Raw genomic sequence first — 21,944 nt, 5'->3', positions numbered from 1 at the left:
CCCGGTTCGGCTACCCTCGGGCGCATGGTGGCGACGCGCACGGCGGTGGCCGTGGTGGGAGCGGGCCCGGCCGGGTTGACGGTGGCGAACCTCCTGCGGCGCGCGGAAATCCCCTGTGTGCTGCTGGAGGCGCAGAGCCGGGCGTTCATCGAGCAGCGGCCGCGGGCCGGGTTCATCGAGGAGTGGGCGGTCCGCGGGCTCGAACGACGGGGCCTCGGCGAGCAGCTCGTCGCGAAAGCGCCGCGGCACGAAAAGTTCGAGTTCCGGTTCGCCGGGCAGCGGCACGTCTTCCGCTACGGCGACGTCACCGGGCAGCGGCACTTCGTGTACCCGCAACAGCTTCTGGTGACCGACCTGGTCGCGCAGTACACCGGCGCCGGCGGCGAAGCGGTCTTCGAAGTCTCGGACGTCCAGCTGCACGACCCGACGTCGGACTCCCCCGCCGTCACGTTCCGGACCGCCGAGGGCGAGCACCGGATCGACTGCGACTTCATCGCCGGCTGCGACGGCGCCCGCGGTGTCTGCCAAGACTATTTGCCCGCGGAATCCACGATCCGGGCCCACCACGACTACGGAATCGGCTGGCTGGCCCTGCTCGCTCAGGCGCCGCCGTCCGCCGACGGCGTGCTGTTCGGCATCCACCCGCGCGGGTTCGCCGCGCACATGGCACGCACGCCGACGGTGACGCGGTTCTACCTGCAGACCGCGCCGGGCGAAACCGAGGCGGACTGGCCCGACGAGCGCGTGTGGCAGGAGCTGCACGCGCGGCTCACCGTGCCCGGCGGCGACATCGTCGAGGGCAAGCTGTTCGAGAAGCGCATCCTCGACATGCACAACTACGTCCTGGAGCCGATGTCCCACGGCCGGCTGCACCTCGCGGGCGAGTCGGCGCACCTGGTCGCGCCGATCGCGGCGAAGGGCATGAACCTCGCCCTGCACGACGCGTTCCTGCTCGCCGAGGCCTTCCAGGCGTACTACGCGGGCGACCCGGCGCCGCTGGCCGGCTACTCCGCCGCGTGCCTGCCGCTGGTGTGGCAGTACCAGGAGTTTTCGCTGTGGTTGTCGGACATCTTCCACCACACCACGGCCGCGGGCGAGAACCCGTTCGCGGCGCGCATCGCGGAGGCCCGGATGCGTCGCCTGCTCGGTTCGCCCGCGGCCGCGGCGGCGTTCGCGGAGCTGTACATCGGCAAGAACGCCGGTCTTTAGGAGACCCGGAGGGAAGGCACAGCTCAGCTCCAGGCGATCTTGAACACCCAGGTGAACCGGCCGGACTGCCGGGCCGCGGCGGGGACGTCGATCACCAGCGAGCCGTTCTCCACGGCCCAGTGCAGGTTCCCGCGGTACCCGAGCAGCGTCACGCGGTCGCCGGCGCGGATCGGGACCGGGGCGTCGACGACCAGCCTGCTGCCCGGTGCCGTCAGCGAGTGCACGTAGAACGCCTCGTTCTGCTTGACCGTGAACCGCAGATCGCCCAGCTGGGCCATCCGCGACCAGTACGTCGTGCCGTAGATCGCCTCGCCGTTGACCTTCAGCCACGCGCCCGCGTCGCGCAGGTGCTTCTGCATGACGTCCGGGATCGTGCCGTCGAAGTCCGGGCCGATGTCGAGCAGGAAGTTGCCGTTCTTCGAAACGATGTCGACGAGCGTCCGGACGACCTCCTCCGCCGTCATGTACCGGTTGTCGGGGGTCGCGCGGTTGTAGCCGTAGGAGAAGGGGTCGAGGCCGCGGCTCGCTTCCCACTTCGCCACCACAGTGTTCGGGTACGTCGTGTACTCCGGCGTCGTGAAGTCGTGGTCGGGGATGCCGCCGCGGTCGTTGTAGGTGACGTCCTTGGGGCGCTTGCGGTTCTTCGCGCGGTTGAAGTACTCGGTGAGCACCGCCCGGCTGTCGTTGACGCCGCCGATGTCGAACCACAGGACGTCGGGGTCGAATTCCGAGATCAGCTCGAGGACCTGCGGTGCCTGGTAGTCGCGGACGAAGTCCTTCCCCGCGGTGTAGCCGGTGTAGGGCACCGGCGCGCCGGTGTACGGGTTGCGCGGCGCGTGGCCCATCCACGGGTTGTCCGGGTTGAACCACTCCGGCAGGGAGAAGTACAGGCCGTTGCGCAGCTGGGGGGTGTACTTCCGGGAGGCGGTGAACAGCTCCGCGATGATGTTCCGCTTCGGCCCGAGCTTCACGGAGTTGCGGTCGCTGACCTTCGTGTCCCACAGTGCGAAGCCGTCGTGGTGCTTGGACGTCAGGACGTAGTACTCCGCGCCCGCGTCCGCGATCAGGTTCAGCCAGGTGCGGGGGTTGAACCTGGCCGCGGTGAACATCGGGATGAAGTCGTCGTACGCGAAGTTCTCGCCGTAGGTCTTGGCGTGGTAGGCGTAGGTCGCGCCGTTCGGGTCCTGCTGGTTCTGCCAGTACCACTCCGCGTACTGCTGCCCCACCGGCGCCCACGCGGGCACGGCGTAGACGCCCCAGTGGATGAAGATGCCGAACTTCGCGTCGTTGAACCAGTAGGGCGCGCGGTGCGTCGAGAGCGACGCGTCGGTCGGCCGGAAGTCCGGGACGCCGAGGGTGATCGGCACCTGCTGGGTGGCGAGCGTGCCCCGGCCGGCGGTGACGCGGATCTGGCCGTGGGTGGTGGTGCCGGGCGGCACGGACGCGTTCGGCGCGAGCCCGAGCCGCACGGTCGCCTGCTCCCCCGGGGCCAGCGCGCGCAGCGTCGCGGGCACGGTCGTCCGCCCGCCGGGGACGTCGACGGTGACGGTGACCCGGTCGCGCGCGCCGAGCCACACGGTCCCGGCGTTCACCACGGTCGCCTCGGCGGCCTGCGGCCCGCCGTCGGTGAGCAGGTTGGCCGTCGAGCGGCCGTCGAGGATCAGGGCGGAGCGCCCCACGGCCACCGGCTGGAGGGTGACGGCGAAGACGTGCAGGCTGGAGACGTTCGGTGCCGGGTTCGCCGTCGTGGGCAGGGTCAGCGCGACGGCTTCGCGAGCAGGGTCGATCCAGACCTGCCCGGTGGCCACGGACACCGGGTTGTTGTCGACGACCCCGCCGGGTGCGTAGCGGAACGGCGAGACGAGGGCGCCGGTGCCGGTGTACCAGTCGGGGCCGGCCAGGGAACCGGTGCTCGTGGTGCCGTCGGCGTAGTGCACGGTCGCCGTGCCGCCGGTGGTGCCGTAGCTGGCGGCGACCAGGAAGTACGCGACGAAGTACCGGCCCTTCGGCAGGTCGATCCGCTGCCCGGTGGCGGCGATGTTGTTCTTGGCGCCGGCGGCCGCGGACCCGAGCTTGAACGGGACGCCGCCGGCGGTGACGGTCTGCCCGGCCGGCAGGTGCTCGGCCGGGAAGGTGTAGCCGGACCCGTCGAAGTCGCCACCGGTGGCCGACGCGCTGTCGATGCCGTCGTTGGTGAACCAGCTGTCGAGCGCGACCGGGACGGGGGGCGGGGGCGGAACGATCGGCGTGTCGGGGGTGTCGGGAGCGGCGTCGACGGGCAGGGCCGCGGCGGCGGGTGTAAGGCCGGCCGCGCTGAGCGCCACGGCACCACCCAAGGCGATGCCGAGGGCTTGACGGCGAGGGAAGGTCGGCACTGAACCTCCAAGGATCGGATGACTACGGCGGAATGACGACAAAGTTCGCCCTCAGGAGACTCACTGGTCGTGGGTGGAGCTGATTCATCCGATGAATGACCCTGCTGGTTGGCCCGCGCCGTGTCAAGAGGCCGGACGGAGCGATCGGAATGAACCGGGTTCCCGTCCCCCGCGTACTCCTAGGTAACGAGCTGCAGCACTCGCCGTCAGAACCGCAGACCGAGAGGCCAGACCGATGTCCACCCTTCCGAACGCGCTGAGCCGCCGCGCGATCGCCATGCTCAAGGCGGTCGGCGAGGGCCGCGCCGAGCTCCGCTGCAGCTGTGAACCCGACCTCCGCGTCGACGGCCTGTCGTGCTGCGACCAGAACACCGCCCACGACCTCGCCCGCGCCGGGCTGATCCGCGCGGTCGGCGTCACCGCCCCCGGCCGGTGGGCGCCCGCCGAACTGACCGACGCCGGGCACCGCGCCCTCAGCGGAGTTGCCGCCGCAGCTTGAGCCTCCCGCTCGAAGCCGTGCCGGCCACCTCGACGAACACCGAGGTGGCCGGCACGGCTTTTCGGCGCGGTACCGCCGATGCAGGCGAACGAGAAACCTCGAAACTGCGCTGAACCACCCGGCACCGCCGGCCGTGCTTGGGGTGAGGGCGTCTCGCACACGCCCTCCGGGGTCACCACGACGCAACGATCCGGGCCAGCCTCCGCCCGATCGGGACCGGGTACCCCGGCGAGCGGCCGTCGCGGCAACGGCCACCTCGCGCGGGCCCGTCCGGAATCCCCAGAATCCCGGACGGGCCCGCTCCGCCATTGTCCTGATCCTGCGCGTCCGGATCCTGCACTGTCCTCAATCTCGCACTGTCCGGATCCTGCACTGTCCGGATCCTGCCCTGTCCTCAATCTCGCACTGTCCCGGATCTTGTCCGGCGCCTCACCTGATCAGCGGTCGCTGAACCCGCGGGCCACACGCAACGGTGGGGGTATGCGACGTTTCGTGGCCGTGAGCGCGGCCGTCCTGGCGGGATTCGGCCTCCTCACCACGTCCGGCAGCGCCACTTCGGAAAGCGCGAATCCGGAAAGCGCTCTCCCAGTTCTCGCGCAGCACGCCGTCGGCGGCTGGACCGGCACCTGGGCCGCGGCGCCCGCGGCCGCGGTGCCGAACACCCCGGACGGCTACCCGAACTACTCGATCCGCAACGTCGTGCACACCAGCGCCGGGGGTGGCCGCGCCCGGGTCCACCTGTCCAACGCCTTCGGGGCCGCTCCCCTGACCTTCGGGCACGTCACCGTCGCGGTCCAGGGCACCGGGCCGGACGCCGTCCCGGGCACCCTGCGCTCGCTGACCTTCGGGGGCTCGCCGTCCGTCGTCGTGCCGGCGGGCGCCGAAGCGCTGAGCGATCCGGTGAACCTGCGGGTGCCCGCCGACACCAACCTGCTCGTGACGACCTACGTGCCGGCGAAGTCCGGGCCGGTGACGTTCCACCCGGCCGCGGCGCAGACGTCGTACTTCACGCGGGACGGCGACTTCGCCGCCAGTGAATCCGGCGCCCCGTACACCGAGCAGACGTCCGTGTGGCACTACGTCTCCGGCGTCGACGTCCAGGGCGGCGCCGAAGCCTCGATCGTGACGCTGGGTGATTCGATCACCGACGGCGTCGGCTCGGCCACCGGGGCCAACCACCGCTGGCCGGACTACCTGGCGGACCGGCTGCACGGCCGCTTCGGCGTGCTCAACGCCGGGATCAGCGCCAACCGGCTGCTGCTCGACGTGCCCGGGTCCGGCGCGGGCCAGAACGCCCTCTCCCGCTTCGACCGGGACGTGCTGAGCGTCGGCGGCGTGCGGACGCTGATCGTGCTGGAGGGCATCAACGACATCCAGCAGACCCCGCACCAGACCGACCCGGCCGCGATCACGTCGGCGTACCGCCAGCTGGTGGCGCAGGCGCACGCGCGCGGCATCCGGGTCCTCGGTGGCACGCTCACGCCGTTCAAGGGCTGGCGGGTCTACGACGAAACCCTCGAAGCCACCCGGCAGGCGGTGAACGATTTCCTCCGCACGAGCGGGGTGTTCGACGGGGTGATCGACTTCGACGCGGCGGTCCGCGACCCGGCCGACCCGCTCCGGATGCTGCCGGCCTACGACTCCGGCGACCACCTCCACCCGGGCGACGCGGGCTACGAGCGCATGGCGCAGGCGATCCGCCTCGACCGCCTCTGAGCGGGGAACCGCCGGGTCAGGAACCGCTGAGCACGCCCTCGGCCGCCGGGACCAGGTCGTCCACCAGCAGATCCATCAGCAGGCCGTCGTGCCAGCTGCCGTCCGGGCCACGCTCGTAGGAGAGCATCGTGCCGACCGGCCGGAAGCCGAGCGACTCGTACAGCCGGATCGCGGTCTCGTTGCCGGCCGCGGGGTCGATCACCAGCCGGTGGTGCCCGCGCACCGTGAACAGGTGTTCGGCCAGCGCCCGGATGGCGTCCGAACCGAGGCCGCGGCCCTGGAAGTCCGGGTGCACCGCGATGTCGATGCCCGCGTGGCGGTACTGGGGATCGGCCTCCTCGAAGGCGAGCTCGATCCCGACGACGACGCCGTCGTGCTCGATGGCGTAGGTCGTGGTGCCTTCGTCGGGGTCCAGCAGGTAGGACACCTGGGCGGCCACCGGCTCCTCGGCGTCGGCCCACCAGCGGGCGACTTCGGGGTGCGACAGGATTTCCTCGAACCGGGCGGCGTCCGGGGCGGCGGCAGGCCGCAGCCGGACACGGCTTCCGGTGATCAGGCCGGTCATCGGCCCAGTGTCACCGCCGGGGCGTCCGCTGTCGAGTCCCCGAAAGGGCCGCCTCAGGCGTACACGGTGACGACGTCCTGCCCCGCATCGGCCACCGCCCGCAGGGCGGCGAGCACGGCGTCGACCACCTCGGCGTCGTCTTCGTCCAGGTCGTCGGGACGGCCGTCCCCCGCCTTCGCGAGCGCTTCGGCGAGCTCGTCGGCGAGCACGAAACCGACCATCGGGTAGTCGTTCCAGACGATGCCTTCGAGGGGGCGCGAGAGCAGGTGGTCGGCCACGTCGGCACCCAGCAGATCGGCGAGCACGCCGTCGAACAGCTCCTCGCGGAACCAGTCACCGCCCGAGGACGCGTGTCCGGTGCGCCCGGCCTCCTCGCCCATCGCCAGCGCCGTACGCGCGACCGCGTCCGCCACCTCCGGCGTCGGTTCACCGCCGCCCGCGTCGCGGAAGGCCGCCACCACCGGGTCGGCGGCCACCCGCGCCCGGAACTCCCCGGCCGACATCGCGCGGAAGACCAGCGCGTAGCTCATGTCCTACTCCCCGTACCCCGGCGTCACCTTGACGACCGCCTTGCCGTCCGGCCCGATCGTCGTGTTGACCGGAACGTACTTCACCGGCGGAGTCCCGTTGTGGAGTGCCTTCCACATCGACTCCCCGACCTCGCCGCGGCCGTCGAAGGTCCGGTTCTCCGGCTTGCTGTTCCACATGTTCGCGGCCACGTCCTTGAGGTAGTCCTTGTCGCCCTGGTCGAGCCGGACCTCGTTGGGCCGGTTCACGGGCGGCACCGGGGCACCGGTGTCCGGGTCGAACTTCTGCACGCGGCCGTGCATCAGGCCGCCGGTCAGCGTCGACCCGTTGCCCTTCGCCTCGACGACGTGCAGGGTCTTGCCGTCCCAGTAGCTGACGTCGGCGACGTTGTTGCCGTTGAAGGCGACCGCGTTCGGCCACGGCTCGCCCGGTTTGGTGCCGTACTTGCCCGCCGGCAGCGGGTCGGTCTTCGACGGCGTGATCATCTCCAGGTCGTCCCGGCCGGTGACCTTCTTCAGGTAGTCGTGCGCACCGGCCTCGCCGACGTCCTCCGACCGCTTGGTCTTGGTCTTGCCGCCGTCGTCCTTGTACCCGCGCCCCTCCCCCTTCGGGAAGTCCTTGTACTTGTCGACCGCCGGGTGCTTGAGGTCGTCGTTGACGATGTCGCCCGGCTTGTAGTCCTTGCCCGTGTTCGGTTTCTTGTTGGAGCCGGAGCCGGACGCGTTCGTCGAGTCGTCCTCCGAGCGCTTGCGCTTCGGGGCCCGGTCGTCGCTGACCTTCCCGCACGGGGACACCGTCGGCGCGAGCCCCAGCGGGTCGGCCGCGACGAGCGGGTTCGCCACGTACGCGACCGGGTTCGGCGCCGGTTCGAGACCCAGCGGGTCCGGGCTGAGGTAACGCGCGGTCGCCGGGTCGTAGTAGCGGTAGACGTTGTAGTGCAGCCCCGTCTCGGCGTCGCGGTACTGGCCGGGGAACCGCAGCGGCGTGCCACTGGGGCCGTCCGGCGTGACCGGCGCCCCCCACAGGTCCGCCTGCCCGCGCCACAGCAGCGCCCCCGCCGCATCGACCAGTTCGATCGGCGCGCCCACCTGGTCGGTGACGACCGTGGCCAGCCGTCCGGCCGCCAGCTGGGCCAGCGGCTTGCCGTCGTCCGGGTGGTACTCCCAGGTGGTGACCCGCGGGCCGGCCTGTTCCTCGACGAGGGTGGTGCCGTCCCAGGTGAACAGCACCTGCTCGGCCACCACCGGGGCCCCGCCCGGGCCGCCCGCGACGATCCGCTGCTTCGCGGTGCGGCGGCCGAGCGGGTCGTACCGGTAGCGCCAGTGGCTGCCGTCCGGCGTGACGACGCCGGTGAGCCTGCCGAGCGCGCTCCACGTGTACTGCCACCCAGCGCCCGAGACGTCGCGCCGGGCCACGAGCCTGCCGTGGGCGTCGTACTCGTAGGCGGCGGTCTCCGACGTCGTCAGCCGCGTGCCCGTGTAGAACCGGCGCTCGCGGGCCGTGCCGGTGACGTTGCCGGCGCCGTCGTAGCGGTACTGCTCGGCGCGGTTCGGGCCGGTGACCGCGGTGACCCGGCCGGCCGGGTCGAGCTGGTAGCGCACCGGGCCGGTCGCGTCGTCGTCGATCCCGGCGAGCTCGCCGTCGGGCCGGTAGTCGTACCCGCGGGAGTGCACCCGCCGCCCGGCGACCGTGACGGTCTGGCCGGTGAGGCGGTCACCCGCGTACGCCTGTTCGAGCACGACGTCGCCGAAGACGCGCCGGGTCTCGGCGCCGCCGTCGTGCCCGAGGCGGATCGACTGACCCGCGGTCTCCAGTGCCACCGGGACGCCGTCCGGGTCGAAGCGCCACACACTGGCCACCCCGGCCGGGGTGCGGCGGTGCACGAGGTGGTTCTCGTCGTCGTAGCCGAACGAGATGGTCCGGCCGTCGACGGTGTGCGCCAGGACGCGGCCCTGGTCGTCGCGCTCGATGTCCACCCGGGACTCGGCGTTCGCCGCGCCGGCGAGCCGGCCGACCGGGTCGTGGGTGAACGTCGTGAGCTCGTCGGCCGCGCGGCGGGAGACGACGTTGCCGAGCACGTCGTAGCCGTACTCCACGACCAGGCCGCCGGACTCCGAGCGCACCAGCCGCCCCGCGGCGTCGTGGGTGTACCGGGTCACCCGGCCGTCGAAGTCGGACTCGGCGGCGAGGCGCCCGGCCGGGTCGTAGGTGTAGTGCCAGGTCAGCCCGGCCGGGTTGGTCACCGCGACCAGGCGGAGCTCGGTGTCGTAGGTGTAGGCCGTCCGCGCGCCGGTCGGGTCGGTCACCGCGGTCAGCAGGTCGAACGAGCCGTACTCGCGGGCTTCGGCCTGGCCGAGCAGGCCGGTGTGGCCGAGCTCGTTGCCCTGCCGGTCGTAGCGCCACGCCTCCTGCGCGCCGGACGGCGTGGTCCGGGCCAGTAGCTTGCCTTCGACGCTCCAGCGCAGCGCGGACCGCGCGCCCGCGGCGTCGGTGACGGACTTCGGGCGACCGAACAGATCGGTGCCGGATCCGCGTTCACGCACCCGGGCGGCGGCCGCCGCCGCGGTGCCGGGCTCGGCGGGTTCCTCGCCGCCGGGTGCCCCTTCGGCGGAACCGTCGGCGATGCCGGGAAGCGTGGTGTACGGGTCGGGCGCGCCGCCGGCCGGGTAGTGGCGCCGCCAGACGCGGCCACCGGCCTCGACCGCGATGTCGAGGGCGCCGTCGAGGTGCCGGGTGACGGCGACGCGGCTGCCGTCCGGCCGGACGACCGCCTGCAGCTCGCCGGCTTCGCCGTGCTCGAACCGCGTCGTGTGGCCGAGCGGGTCGGTCCGGCTCCGCATCCGGTCGTAGCGGTCCCAGGTGTACGCGGTGACCGCGCCGAGCGGATCGGTCTCGCGGACGAGCTGGCCCAGTTCGTTGAACCGGTATTCGCTGGTGTGGCCGAGGGAGTCGGTGAACCTCGTGACGCGCTGCGCCGGGTCGTAGGCGAACCGGCCGTCGAGGAAACCGCCGTCCCCGACGGTCACCACGCACCGCCCGCCGGCGTCGTAGACGTAGCGGTACCAGGCGCCGTTGCGGTCGTGCCAGCCGGTGATCCGGCCGGCGTCGTCGTACTCGAACCGGACCGGGGTCTCCGACGAGTCGGACACCCCGACCAGGCGCCCGCGCGGGTCGTAGTCGTAGCGGGTGGTGCGGACGCGGTAGCCGGTGTCGCCGTCGACGACGTCCACCGCGACCACGCGGCCACCGGAGGTGGTCAGCGCCACCTCGTAGCCGGCCGAGTGCGTCAGGCGCGACGGCTCGCCGGAAGGCGTGTAGGCCACGGAAATGACGGCGCCGCCGACGTCTTCGACCCGGTGCAGCGGCTGCAGCGCGTCGCCGCGGCCGGGCAGCGGCGCGAAGGTGAGCGTGCGCCGGGCCAGGGGGTCGTGCAGCGTGTAGCCGGTCGCCGTGCGGGTCAGCGGCCGGCGCGGTCCTTCCAGCGGCAGCACCGGGACGCCGGGTCCGGCGTGCGGGTACACCAGCACGAGGCCGTCGGCGGAGAAGTAGCAGACGTGCTCGTCGTCGAGCTCGAGCCGTTGGTCCACAGTGGACGTCCACGTGGGACCGAACCACAGCCCGGCCCGGTAGGACGAGATGTGCGTGCGGTCGAGCACGAGCGGGAGGGGGTCCGGCAGTTCGAGGTCGCGCTGCTCCAGCACGACGTCGCCGTTCGCGACGTCCACCGGGTCGGACTTGCAGACGCGGTCGTCCGGGCCGACGCCTCGGTCGCGCGGGTTGTCCGGTTTGTTCGACGAGCCCTTGCCGCCGTCGCCCTTGCCCGCGCCCGAAGGGGTGGTCGAGCCCCCGCCGGGGGCCGGGTCCGGGCTCTTCGGGGGGTCGTCGGGCCCCTTCGACGCCGGGGGCGGATCGGCCTTCGGCGGGTTGTCGCCGCCCTTCGCGCCGGACGTCGTGGTGCCGTCGCCCTTCGCGCCGGAGGGCGAGGTGTTCCCGTCCGGCGAACCGTTGCCCTTGGGGCCGCCGATGTCCTTGGGATTGCCGTTGATGTCGGCGTGCTTCGGCGGCGGCGCGGACTTGCCCGGCTTGATCTTCCGCAGCGCCTTCGCCGCGTCCGAAAACAGATCACCCGCCCGCTTCAGCAACGGCACCAGCGCCTTGAGCGCGGTGACCAGCCGCTTCACCAGATCCGCGATCTTCGACGCCGTCTTCGCGACCGCGTTGATCACCTGCGGGACGACCCAGGTCATCCCGATCCCCAGGGTGAACACCACCTGCAACGCCCAGCTGATCAGGTGCCCGATCAGCTCCGCGATGATGTCCCGCACCAACGCCCGCACCGCCGCGACGACCTCACCCGCGGTCTTCACGCCACTGGAAGCGCCCTCACAGCCCTTCTGCGCCGTCTCGAGCAGCGTCACGGTGTCCTGCGCCCGCTGCCGGTAGGTGTCGGCGGCGTTGCCGGTCCAGGACGCGGTATCCGCCTTGACCATGCCGGTCAGGTCCTCGCCGATGCTACCGAGCTCGGTGGCGATGTTCTTCCACGTCTCCGACTGCGCCGCGATCTCGTCGGCGTTGCCGGTGAGCCCGTTGAGAGCCTCCTTCAACGGCCCCACGTGCTCGATCAGCCACCCCACCCCGGCGGCCAGGATCGCCCCGAACGGATCCATCGCCATCGACAACGCGTCCAGCGCCGTCCCCACCGAACCGAGCGCCACCGACGCCCAGTCACCACTCTCGATGGCCGACTTCAGATCGTTCGCCGACTCCAGCAGCGAAATACCCGAATACGCCGTCGTGGAATCCTTGGTTTCCGCGACCAGCGGGTTCACCACGGATTGTTGTCCTCATCGTCGGAGGGGGCAGGCCGCCGCGGCGGCGTGGCCTGCGGGGCCGCGGGGGTGGGCGGGACCGCCGCGCCACCCGCCGGGGACGGCGGCACCGGCCCGGGCGCGGCGGGCGGCTGCTCGTCCGGTTCGTCCGGGTCGGGGAACCGGCCGCGCAGGGAGTCGAGCAGCGCGCCGCGGGTCTCGCGGTCCTCGTCGCCCAGCTGCTCGGCCATCACCCCGGCGACGCGGTCGGCGATGCCCGACTGCGCCCGGCGCATCGTCGTCAGGATCTGCCGCGACAGCTCGTCCAGCGGGAACGACTTGACCTTGTTCGAGAACGTCAGGTCGGTGACGGTGCCGTCCGCGCCGACGGTGACGCTGACCGCGCCGTCGGAGCTGGTCGCGGTCAGGCGCAGCCGTTCGGTCTGCTCCTGCGCCGCCTGGTACCGCTGGGCCTTGGCCGCGAAGCCGGCCGCCCAGTCGTCCATCCGGCGGATCGTCTCGTCCGGGTCCCGGATCAGGTCGCCCAGCCCGTTCGGGCCCGTCATGCCTTCGTCCTCGCTTCCACCGCGCGCGGCGAGGCCGCGAGCTGGCGCTCGAACGGCTGCGCGTTGCCCTCTTCACCGTCGCGATAGGACTGCGCGGCCGTCTTGACGTTGTCCGCCAGCCCGCGCACGCCTTCGACCGACGCCATCAGCGCGTCCTTCGCCTGCTCCCCCGTCGGGCGGATGATCGGCGGGAGGAACGCGCACAGCAGCCCGTAGGCGTGGTCCGACATCGCCGTGTCCGCCGCCGAGCCGGCCGTGTTGAGCCGGTCGACCAGGCTCTCGACGTGACTCGCGTGCGCGACCAAGTCGTCGGGTTCGACCTCGAAGCCGGCGGCCGTCATGCGCTCACTTCCAATCCTGGTTCTTCCAGTCACCGATCACCGGTGGCGCGACCACCTGCTCACCGGCGAAGAAGTTCGGGTCGTCGCTTTCGAGGTAGTCGGCCGCCTTGTGTTCCTTGTCGTCTTCCTTCTTGCCACCGCGTGCTCCGGCGCCCATGCCGCCCATGCCCGGCGTCCCCGCCGCGCCGGCCGCCCCGCGGCCCGACATCGCGTTGCGCGCCGCCGCCGCTTCGGCTTCCGCGGCCGCGCCGCCGCTCAGGTTGCCCGCGCCGCGCATGCCCGCGCCGCCGGCACCGGCACCCCCGGCACCGGCACCACCGGCACCGCCGCCGCCGATCCCGCCGAGGGAACCGCCGCCACCACCGCCGCCGCCCAGGGCGCCGAGCCGGCTGGCGATGCTTTCGCCGTTGATCCCGCCGCCGCGGCCGATGGTCGGCATCTTGGCGCCGCCGGGGCTGTTGAGCCCGCCGGTGCCGGTGGGCAGCCCGGTGATCGGGTCGATGCCGGGCGGGGTGAACCCGGGAATCGGGCTGCCACCGCGGCCGCCGCCCCCGCTGTTCGGGATGTCCGGAAGGGGAATGTTCGGCGGCGTGTAGCCGCTGCCGCCGGTGCCCCCGCCGCTCGGGATGCCGGACGGCGAGAAGCCGGACGAGGTCGTCGAGTCGTCGAAGTGCGGCAGCGACGAGCCGGGGATGCCGGCCCCGCTGAAGTTGCCGCCGGTGGGCGTGTCGGGAACGTCGAAGTTCGGCGGCGTGAAGCCCGCACCGCCGCTGCCACCCACGCCGCTGCCACTGCCTGAGATGCCACTGCCGGAGAAGCCGGAACCCTCGCCCCCCGGAATGCCGCTGCCGGAAAAGCCGGAGCCGCCGGCGCCCGAGCCGCCGCCGGGAATCCCGGGGATGCCCGCGCCACTGCCCCCTGCACCACTGCCCCCCGCGCCGGATCCTCCCGCACCACTGCCTCCTGCACCACTGCCTCCCGCGCCGGAGCCGTCCAGGGCCGCGGCGTTGAGGTCGGCCGGGGTCCGCGCGGTCGTGGCCTGGTCCATCGCGGTCCGGGCCATCAGCGGCTGCTGCGCGCCGCCCGCCCCGGCGCCACCCGCCACGGCCGTCTCGAACGGGCGCGCCGTCGCGGTCGGCAGCTTCGGCGGGGCCGGGAACCGCGGGGTGGCGACCGCGCTGCCGATGGTCTCGTCGTACTGCGTCATGATCTGCGCGGCGTGCTCCCGCGCGGCCTGCTGCGCCCGGTAGGTCTGCATGGCTTCGCCCGCGGCCGCCGCGTACTGCACCGGGTCGGTCATCGACATCAGGCGCTGGTTGGTCGACTGCAGGTCGAACTGGACCGGCGGGTTCGCGGCCATCTGCCGCTGGGTCTCGTTGAGCGCCTGGGAGTGGATCTCCTGTTGCCGCCCGGCGAGCGTCGCGCCCTGCGCGGTGGCGCCGAGCCACTTGCCGACCCCGGCGAGGTGCTCGCGCACGGCGTCACCGGCGCCACCCTGCCAGTTGCCGGTGCTCGCGCTGATCGCGCCGGCGACGGCCTTCTGGTGCGTGCCCAGCTCGTTGCCGACGCGCACCCACTCTTCCGAAGTTTCCGCGACGGTCGCCGAGTCGGCGTCCTGCGTGATGGCTTCGTTCATCTGCTCGTGGCTGGCGTTGGTCCACAGCGTGCGCGGCGGCCCACCGGTCTCGCGCATGGCCAGGCCCTCGTCGAGGCCGTGCTTGGCGTCGGCGAGGTGCTGCTCGTAGAGGTCCTGGATCTTGCGGTCGCGCAGCACCGGATCGACGGCCGGGCCGAGCCAGCCGCGCCGGATCTCGTCGTCGACCTGCCGGGTGGCCATCTCCCGGATCTGGTCGCCCGAGGGCGACTTGTCCGTGGTCAGCGGCCCGACGTAGTACTTCGACGACGAATCGGCGGTGATGTCGTAGAGCGGGTTGCGCGGGTCGTAGTCCGGGGACGAGGGGTCCGACACGGACTGGGCGGTGGGTGCCACGGTCTCCCTCAGCTGTGGTCGGCGGGCGGGATCGCCGCGAGCGTGGCCCGCGTGTCGTCTTCCCGGGACTTGTAGTTCTTCTTCGCCAGCTTGATGGCCTCGATGTAGGTCGGGAACTCCTGCCGCGCGGCCTGCAGCTGCGTGAGCAGGCCCTGGTCGTCGGCGGCGGTGCTGACCATGTGCGCCGAGACCCACTGACCGGTCGCGGTCCGGCTCATCGCCGGCGCGTCGTGCAGCCGCTGCAGCGTGGCCCACCGCGCTTCGAGCGACTCGAGCACGCCCTCGAGCGCCTCGATCAGCTGGTTGCCCGTGGTGTCGTCGACCGCGAAGCCGCCGCTCTGGGCGAGCCGCTTCAGCTGGGCCCCGGCGAGGCCGACGCGAACCGCGGCCATCGCCTTCGCCTCGGGCGCCGCGGCCGAGTCCATCTGCTTGGTGGCCTGGAGAGCCTGCTGGACTACCCCCGCGGTCTCTTCGGTCATCAGGACTGTTCCTCCCCGCTCAGTAGACGGCCGCGATGGCGTCGCGGATGGCGCGCGCGAGGTCGGCCCGCCCGGCCGGCACGTACTCCGCCGTCAGTTCACCGGCCTCGCCGGTCCTGGTGTGCACCAGGTAGCGGCCGTCGGCGGTGTCGAGCCAGCTCAGCGGTTCCCCGGCGAGCCGTTCACCCCGCCGCCCCTGCGCGCTGACGGCGATGTGCCCACCACCCAGCCGAGGTTCGGCAAGCACCCGTTCGAGCACGGCGACATCCGACGGCTTCGGCGCCGGAGGCCGCCGTCCCGGCCGCACGACGGCCTTGACCTCGATCATCCCGAAGGCATCGGTCTCTTCTTCGTCGAATTCGGCCTCGGCGATCCGCTTCGCGGTCATCGCCGAGACCTCCCGCTCGGCGGCCCGGTGCACGACGTGCCGGCCGGTGGTCGCGGCCGGCGCCGGAGGCAGCACCCCGGTGACGACCTCGACGAGGTCCTCGTCCGCGAACAGCGAGAACAGCAGGTCATCGGTGTCCGGAGCCTGCGTGATGCCGAGTGCCTGGGCCCCATCGGTGACGACGAGAACGGCAACATCGGCCCCCAGACCATCGATCCCGCTGACGGCGACCGAAACGCGCGATCCGGCGAGCAGCTCGAACGCCGTCCGCACGCCGGGGTGCAGCTCACCGGAGACCGAAAGCCGCCGTTCCTCGAGCGCGTCGTAGACCTGCCGCGCAACCCGCACGAACCGCACGGGATCGGCGGGCAGGTTCCCGGCCCGCAATGGGTACCGCCGGACACCGCCCCCGGTCGCCCGGCCGACGACGAGCGCTTCGACGACCTCGAGGACGAACTCGAACCGCTCCGCCATTTCCCCTCGCCGAGTCCTTTTCGTCAAACCTTCAAGCAAGATCCTTGACGAAGATTAGCAGTGCCGGAAGAGGCGGCGTCGGCACCGCCACCCGGATGCCCGAAAGACCACGATCCCCTGCACTGAGCGGGCAAAGCCGGGCTGGCGGGGGTCTATCGCCCGAACGCGTGGCCGCTGGACCGGGTCGGCAACGGGCCGGAGTGCGGAGACGGCGGTCGGGCACGGTCTGTTGCGCCGGATTCCGCCGCGGTGGTGGTGGCGGTCGCACGGATGGTGGCGGGTGGTGGTGGCGGCGGTCGCACGGATGGTGGCCGCAGCCTTCGGTGGAGTGGTGGCGGCGGCGATCGCAGCAGCGGCATCGATGGTGGTGGCAGACTTCGGTCGTGACTGCGGCAGTGGCCTTCGGTCGCGGCGGTGGCGGTGGCGTGGCGGTGGCGTGGCGGTGGCGGTGGCGGTGGCGGTGGCGGTGGCGGTGGCGGTGGCGGTGGCGGTGGCGGCGATCGCACACCAAATGCAGCGCCCGCCGAGGTCAGGGTGTCTCCTGTCGGTCATTGAGCGGATGTCGTGGTCCGTTCTGACGCGATCGCCCTTCACTGCGCGCCCCAGTTGCCGTCGTCGGTATCTGAGTCAAGGAGCCGCGCGTGGGTGTGGCCCGTAACCGGGTGGCTGCGGGCCTTCCCCCTCCTCAAGCCGCGAACGGCAGCGGTTCGTGGAGGTTGTTACGCCTGGGTTTTCGGCGTTTGTCCAAAAACACCGGTGGCAGGAACTCCGGGAGACCGTCGACGGCGATGCGAACCTCCCACCCGGAGCGGTGCAACAACCGGTGGTGGTGAGCACACATCAACACCAGGTTGTTCAGATCGGTGGGGCCGCCGTCAGCCCAGTGACGGATGTGGTGACCCTGACAATGCCGTGGCGGGCGATGGCAGCCGGGGAACGCGCACCCACGATCCCGCAGGAACAACGCCCGACGCAGACCCGCCGAGATCAACCGACGCAAACGCCCCAGGTTCAGCGGTTCACTCTTCTCGCCCAGCACCGCCGGGATCACCATGCTGTCACACGCCTGCACCCGAGCTTCCGCCGCAGACATCGCCCCGGTATCGCCCAGCGTGGCCCGACCGACCCCGGACTTCAGGTCCTCCAACGACACCGCGACCATCACGTGCGCCCGCTCACCGGCCTGCATCGGCAGATCCGGAGAATTCAGCGCAAGGTCGACCGCATCAGAGAACGCGTCACCGTACCGTTCCTGCGGAGAACGGAAGTCCGGCCCCTCATCACCGGTGCGACGCTCAGCCAGAGCGTCCAGCAGAGCGCTGGCGCGGGTACCGGTCTCATCATCGAACCTGCCGTTCAACTCCCACACCCCAGTCCGCTTCCGGCGCAGGAACAACTCGCGGGAAGGGGCGGCCGGTTCGGTGGCGTCGGGCTCCCGCCCATCAGGATCCAGGTGAGCAAGGATCCGGGCACCGAGGGCGGCGACCTGCCTATGCCCCGCCTCACCGGCAAAAGCCAACAAATCCCGCTCAACACCAGCACAATGTTCAGGCGCAACCTGAGACAGAACACCGGTAATCACATCGATCATCGAGTTACTCAGCCGCCCAGACCGCGCAGCGACACCCGTAGCCGGAGCCACCGCAGGAACCGGACTGCCATCAAGGTTGCAACCAGGGTTGAGAGCCCGAGCACGTTTCACTAAACGCTCAGCAGCCTGCCGCGGAACATCACCAAGATGCTCCAACAACCGCGCAACCGACCGATAACCGAACAGCCCCACCACACCCCGCCGCTCAATCTCCACCAACACAGCACCCAGCTCAGCCTCAGCCGACCGCATCACCGCCAGCAACGAACCGACACGGTCGGCCAAAGCCACCGCATCAGCTCCCTGCACCACGTCACCGGACATACCCCCAACCTACCGACGATCGAACACAAGTTCATCACACGATCGGGGGTGACTGTTTCAAGTTATTTCGACAGTTGTTGGCAGCCAGGGGTTTACACTCACCGAGAAGCATCGGCATAACGAGCCGAGAGCACCCGCAGCCGTTCCACCAGTTCCGGAGGAGACTCCACCTCGAACGGAACATCCAGCATCCCCACCACAAAAGCCACGATGTCGAAAGAATCCGAAGCCAGCTCGACCAGGCAGGTACGCGCATCGATCGGGGTGACCACGCCGTCCACGCGCCCGCTGAGCGAGGAAGCCGGCGCGTGGACCTTCACCCGGCACTGATAGGGCCACATCTCGCGCCCCATCGTCCGGGTCAGGTACGCCGTGAGGTCACCGTCCGGTGGCGCGCGGTGGGTGAACCGCGGCCCGTTCGGGGTCCGCAACGTCAGCCGGTCCATCCGGAACGTCCGCCAGTCCGCGCGCCCGGTGTCCCAGCCGACCAGGTACCACCGCCGGCCCCAGGAAACGAGCCGGTGTGGCTCGACCGCGCGGCGGGACGAGCTGCCGTCGTGGCTCACGTAGTCGAAACGCACTGTCTCGGCGAAGCGGATCGCCGATGACACCGCCGTCAGGACCTCTGCCGAAACGATCGGGCCTCGTACCGGTAGCGCCAGCATGCTCGACTCCAATGCGGCGACGCGGTGGCGCAGCCGCGACGGCAGCACCTGCTCGACCTTCGTCAACGCCCGCAGCGACGCCTCCTCCAACCCGGAGATGCCCCCGGCGTGCAGGCCGACCACCACCGCGACCGCTTCGTCGTCGTCGAGCAGCAACGGGGGGAGCTCGGCGCCGGCGCCCAAGCGGTAGCCGCCGACCGGGCCCATCACCGCGTGCACCGGGTAGCCCAGCTCACGCAGGCGCCCGATGTCGCGGCGGACCGTCCGCGTCGTCACGCCCAAGCGCGAGGCCAGCTCCGTGCCGGACCAGTCGCGGTGCATCTGCAGCAGCGACAGCAACCGGAGCAGCCGGCCGGAGGTTTCGGACATGATGCGACCATGCCACACGTATAGGACCGCTCCTGTCCTACACGCGCGCCAAGCTCCCCGGCATGGATTCCTTCCGCATCGACGTCCCCCAAGCCGACCTCGACGAGCTGCACCACCGGCTCGCCCGCACCCGCTGGCCGGGCGAGCTGCCCGGCGCCGGCTGGGACTACGGGGTCAGCCAGACCTACCTCGCCGAGCTCGTCGACTACTGGCAGCACGGCTTCGACTGGCGGGCGCAGGAGGCCCGGCTCAACGCGTTCCCGCAGTTCACGACCACGATCGACGGCCAGCGCGTGCACTTCCTGCACGTCCGCTCCCCCGAACCCGGCGCCACGCCGCTGATCATGACCCACGGCTGGCCGAGCACGGTCGCCGACTTCCTCGACGTCCTCGGCCCGCTCACCGACCCGCGGGCTCACAGCGCTGACCCGGCGGACGCGTTCCACGTCGTCGCGCCGTCCGTGCCCGGCTTCGCCTTCTCCGGCCCGACCGCCGAGCGGGGCTGGAACACGCACCGGACCGCCGAGGCGTGGGCCGAGCTGATGCGCCGGCTGGGCTACGAGCGCTACGGCGCCCAGGGTGGCGACTTCGGCAGCATCGTCTCCCCCGAACTCGGCCGGGTCGCCCCGGAGGCGGTGCTCGGCGTGCACGTCAACGCCGTCGCCAACGCCGGGGTGCCGACCGCGCCCGGCGACCTCGAGCGGTTGTCCGAAGAGGACCGCAAGCGGGCGCAGGAGAACGAAGTGTGGTGGTACGGGCACTCCGGTTACGCGACGCAGATGGCCACCCGGCCGCAGACGCTGGCCTACGCGCTCAACGACTCCCCCGCCGGGCAGCTGGCGTGGAACCTCGAGTGGTTCGTGGACTGGGACCCCACGACCACCGGCCAGACCCCGGTGAGCCGGGACGCGATCCTGACGAACGCGACGATCTTCTGGCTCACCGGCACCGCCGGCTCGGCCGCGCGCCTCTACCTGGAGGCGGGCCAGGACGGCTGGGGGGAGCGGCCGGCGCCGTCCGGCGTCCCGACCGCGGTGGTGAACTTCCTCGGCGACCACGCGATCCGCGGCCTGGCGGAGTTGTCGAACACGGTCACGCGCTGGTCGGAGTACGACACCGGCGGGCACTTCGCGTCGCTGCAGGCGCCCGACGTGCTGGTCCACGACATCCGGGCGTCCTTCCGCGACCTTTAGTCCACAGTGGAGGCTCGACGGCGGCGTTTGCCGACGGCGCCGTCGAGCAGCGGCCGCAGCTCCTCGACCACGGTGTCCAGCGGCGCGACGTCCCGGTGCGCCCGCGCCAGGACGATCGCGCCCTCGAGCGCGCTGAGCATCAGCACGGCCAGGGACGCGCTGCGGGCCGGGGGCACCCCCAGCTGCTCGAGGGTGGCGGCGACCGGACGCTGCCACCCCTCGAACGCCTTGCCGACCGCTTCACGCAGGCTGTCGCTGGTGGCGGCGGTGTCGGCCACCGTCGCGACCAGGGGGCAGCCGCCGTCGAAACCCGACGTCGTGAACTCGGCGCGCCACTGGCCGGCCATGGCCGCGAAGAGCTTCCCGGGTGTCGGGTCCTCGATCTCGGCCGCGACGCGCGCCACGCGCCGGGCGGCGTAATCGCCGGCCCAGGCGACGGCTTCGGCGATCAGCTGGTCCTTACCGCCGGGGAAGTAGTGCTGCAGGGATCCCCGCGGCGCTTCGGCGTGGGCGACCACGTCCCGCAGGCCGGTCGCCCCGACACCGTGGATCCGCACCAGCTGCGCGGCGCTGAGCACCATCCGCTCGCGCGGCGTCCTGGTCATCGGCTGCCTCCTTCATGACGTCCGTCATGGTAGCCCAGTCCGGCACGACCAGCGCGAAGTCGCGTTCGCCGCGCTCGTAGGCCGGCACCGGCCGGAACCCCTGCCGCAGCAGCAGCGCCTCGGCGCCGGCGTTCCCCGCCTGGACGGTGGCCCGGACGGTCCAGCCCGGCCAGCGGCCGGACGCCCACAGCCACCGGCTCAACGCGCTGCCGATCCCCTGCCGCTGCCACGCGTCGGCGACGAGGATCCCCGCTTCCGCCTCCCCCGGCGTCTCCGAGGTGAAGTTGAGCAGGCCCACCGGCGCACCGCCGCGGCAGGCCAGCAGCGCAACGCCGTCCGGTGGCCCGGCCAGCAAATACCGGTGGTAGCGCCGGAAGACGTCGGCCGGTTCGGCGGCCCCGCCCATCATGAAGCGACGCCGGAGGGTATCGGGCGAGCAGGCCGCGACCAGGACGGCGACGGACTCGCGGTCGGCGTCGCGGACCTCTATGACGGTGGTCATAGTCCCATGAGAGCACAGTGGGCCCGGCGCCACACTATGACAGCTGTCATAGATCGATCCGGACCGCCGGATTCGGCCGGGAGGGACGCGGGTACGTTGCCGTGGCCGCGCTCCCCCACCGCGAAAGGCGTCCGACGATGCAGCTCTACGCCGAACGGCCGATCCGCCGCACCGCCCAGCTCGTCAGCGATCTCCTCGCCGTGCTGTTCGTCGTCCTCGCGGTGTGGCTGGCGACCTCGGTCTACGACGAAGTGATGAAGCTGCGGGCGCCCGGGGACGGGCTCGTCGACGCCGGCACCGGCCTGCGCGGCACCTTCGACTCCGCGGCGGATTCCGCCGACGGGATCCCGCTCATCGGCGACGCGCTCGCGAAGGCCCTGCACGGCGGTTCGGCCGTCGGGACCAAGTTCGCGGACGCGGGGCGGTGGCAGATCGAAGCGGTGGAGAACCTGGCGTGGTGGATGGCGGCGATCATCATCGCCCTGCCCGTCCTGACCCTCGTGGTCACGTGGTTGCCGCTGCGCTGGCACTTCACGCGCCGGGCCACGGCGGCCGCGCAGCTGCGAGCCCTCGGCGACGAAGGGCTGGACCTGCTGGCGCTGCGGGCCCTGGCGACGCAGCCGTTGCACCGCCTGGCTTCCGCGGGCGAGGTCGCGACCGGCTGGCGGCAGCGCGACCGGGACGTCATCGAGAAGCTGGCCGGGCACGAACTGGCCCGGCACGGCCTCGTTCCCTGAGCCGGAGGTCTCCCCGCCGG

Annotated in this window: 18 protein-coding genes; 5 read left to right on the top strand and 13 right to left on the bottom strand. The window is 71.9% G+C overall.

Annotated elements, in window-relative coordinates; all coding sequences use genetic code 11:
• Nucleotides 1–24: 24 nt before the first annotated feature.
• A complete protein-coding gene (locus AB0M80_RS31780; RefSeq protein ID WP_364572311.1) occupies nt 25–1,209 on the top strand; it encodes a 4-hydroxybenzoate 3-monooxygenase in 1,185 nt (394 codons plus the stop codon).
• 23 nt (nt 1,210–1,232) lie between these two features.
• Here the strand turns inward: AB0M80_RS31780 and AB0M80_RS31775 are convergent, their stop codons facing one another.
• Nucleotides 1,233–3,584, bottom strand: a complete 2,352-nt coding sequence (locus AB0M80_RS31775; protein ID WP_364572309.1) for an alpha-L-fucosidase — start codon at nt 3,582–3,584, stop codon at nt 1,233–1,235.
• 235 nt (nt 3,585–3,819) lie between these two features.
• Here AB0M80_RS31775 and AB0M80_RS31770 point away from each other — a divergent pair, with 235 nt between their 5' ends.
• Entirely contained in the window at nt 3,820–4,083 is a 264-nt protein-coding gene (locus AB0M80_RS31770; protein ID WP_364572307.1) for a hypothetical protein, read from the top strand.
• Between the two features lie 480 nt (nt 4,084–4,563).
• Nucleotides 4,564–5,799 (top strand): SGNH/GDSL hydrolase family protein, encoded by a 1,236-nt coding sequence (locus tag AB0M80_RS31765; RefSeq protein ID WP_364572306.1) that lies wholly within the window; start codon nt 4,564–4,566, stop codon nt 5,797–5,799.
• 16 nt (nt 5,800–5,815) lie between these two features.
• Here the strand turns inward: AB0M80_RS31765 and AB0M80_RS31760 are convergent, their stop codons facing one another.
• The 10 genes from AB0M80_RS31760 to AB0M80_RS31715 all read right to left on the bottom strand — a co-directional run bounded on the left by AB0M80_RS31760 (nt 5,816) and on the right by AB0M80_RS31715 (nt 18,887).
• The gene (locus tag AB0M80_RS31760; protein ID WP_364572304.1) at nt 5,816–6,364 is read right to left on the bottom strand and encodes a GNAT family N-acetyltransferase; all 549 of its coding nucleotides are present in this window, start codon (nt 6,362–6,364) and stop codon (nt 5,816–5,818) included.
• Nucleotides 6,365–6,417: 53 nt separating this feature from the next.
• Entirely contained in the window at nt 6,418–6,894 is a 477-nt protein-coding gene (locus AB0M80_RS31755) for a hypothetical protein (protein ID WP_364572302.1), read from the bottom strand.
• Between the two features lie 3 nt (nt 6,895–6,897).
• Nucleotides 6,898–11,724, bottom strand: coding sequence for an RHS repeat-associated core domain-containing protein (locus AB0M80_RS31750; RefSeq protein WP_364572300.1), 4,827 nt, complete (start codon nt 11,722–11,724; stop codon nt 6,898–6,900).
• Nucleotides 11,718–12,266 (bottom strand): YbaB/EbfC family nucleoid-associated protein, encoded by a 549-nt coding sequence (locus AB0M80_RS31745; RefSeq protein ID WP_364572299.1) that lies wholly within the window; start codon nt 12,264–12,266, stop codon nt 11,718–11,720. Before AB0M80_RS31745 ends, AB0M80_RS31750 begins: the two co-directional genes overlap by 7 nt.
• Nucleotides 12,263–12,607: a type VII secretion target gene (locus AB0M80_RS31740; RefSeq protein ID WP_364572297.1), complete on the bottom strand. Its 345-nt coding sequence runs from the start codon at nt 12,605–12,607 to the stop codon at nt 12,263–12,265. The genes AB0M80_RS31745 and AB0M80_RS31740 overlap by 4 nt, the downstream gene beginning before the upstream one ends.
• Nucleotides 12,608–12,611: 4 nt before the next feature.
• Nucleotides 12,612–14,597 carry a hypothetical protein gene (locus AB0M80_RS31735; protein WP_364572295.1) on the bottom strand — a complete coding sequence of 662 codons (1,986 nt, stop codon included), beginning with the start codon at nt 14,595–14,597 and terminating at the stop codon, nt 12,612–12,614.
• An 8-nt stretch (nt 14,598–14,605) separates the two neighbouring features.
• Nucleotides 14,606–15,076, bottom strand: a complete 471-nt coding sequence (locus AB0M80_RS31730) for a hypothetical protein (RefSeq protein ID WP_364572293.1) — start codon at nt 15,074–15,076, stop codon at nt 14,606–14,608.
• 19 nt (nt 15,077–15,095) lie between these two features.
• Nucleotides 15,096–15,938 carry an ESX secretion-associated protein EspG gene (locus AB0M80_RS31725; protein WP_364572291.1) on the bottom strand — a complete coding sequence of 281 codons (843 nt, stop codon included), beginning with the start codon at nt 15,936–15,938 and terminating at the stop codon, nt 15,096–15,098.
• A 685-nt stretch (nt 15,939–16,623) separates the two neighbouring features.
• Complete coding sequence (locus AB0M80_RS31720; protein WP_364572289.1) at nt 16,624–17,853, bottom strand: DUF222 domain-containing protein; 1,230 nt, start codon at nt 17,851–17,853, stop codon at nt 16,624–16,626.
• A 98-nt stretch (nt 17,854–17,951) separates the two neighbouring features.
• A complete protein-coding gene (locus AB0M80_RS31715) occupies nt 17,952–18,887 on the bottom strand; it encodes a WYL domain-containing protein (RefSeq protein ID WP_364572287.1) in 936 nt (311 codons plus the stop codon).
• 62 nt (nt 18,888–18,949) lie between these two features.
• Between AB0M80_RS31715 and AB0M80_RS31710 the strand changes: the two genes are divergently transcribed.
• Nucleotides 18,950–20,080: an epoxide hydrolase family protein gene (locus tag AB0M80_RS31710; protein WP_364572286.1), complete on the top strand. Its 1,131-nt coding sequence runs from the start codon at nt 18,950–18,952 to the stop codon at nt 20,078–20,080.
• Here the strand turns inward: AB0M80_RS31710 and AB0M80_RS31705 are convergent.
• Together AB0M80_RS31705 and AB0M80_RS31700 are read right to left on the bottom strand one after the other, a co-directional pair.
• Nucleotides 20,077–20,598, bottom strand: coding sequence for a TetR family transcriptional regulator C-terminal domain-containing protein (locus AB0M80_RS31705; RefSeq protein WP_364572284.1), 522 nt, complete (start codon nt 20,596–20,598; stop codon nt 20,077–20,079). The genes AB0M80_RS31710 and AB0M80_RS31705 overlap by 4 nt on opposite strands.
• Entirely contained in the window at nt 20,540–21,187 is a 648-nt protein-coding gene (locus AB0M80_RS31700; RefSeq protein ID WP_364572282.1) for a GNAT family N-acetyltransferase, read from the bottom strand. Before AB0M80_RS31700 ends, AB0M80_RS31705 begins: the two co-directional genes overlap by 59 nt.
• Nucleotides 21,188–21,324: 137 nt before the next feature.
• Here AB0M80_RS31700 and AB0M80_RS31695 point away from each other — a divergent pair, with 137 nt between their 5' ends.
• The gene (locus AB0M80_RS31695; protein WP_364572281.1) at nt 21,325–21,924 is read left to right on the top strand and encodes a hypothetical protein; all 600 of its coding nucleotides are present in this window, start codon (nt 21,325–21,327) and stop codon (nt 21,922–21,924) included.
• The last annotated feature ends 20 nt before the right edge of the window (nt 21,925–21,944 follow it).

This window comes from Amycolatopsis sp. NPDC051045 (assembly GCF_040682955.1).
Taxonomy (GTDB): domain Bacteria; phylum Actinomycetota; class Actinomycetes; order Mycobacteriales; family Pseudonocardiaceae; genus Amycolatopsis.
Note: the sequence above shows the minus strand (reverse complement) of the source record. Positions and strands in the feature narration are given on the sequence as shown.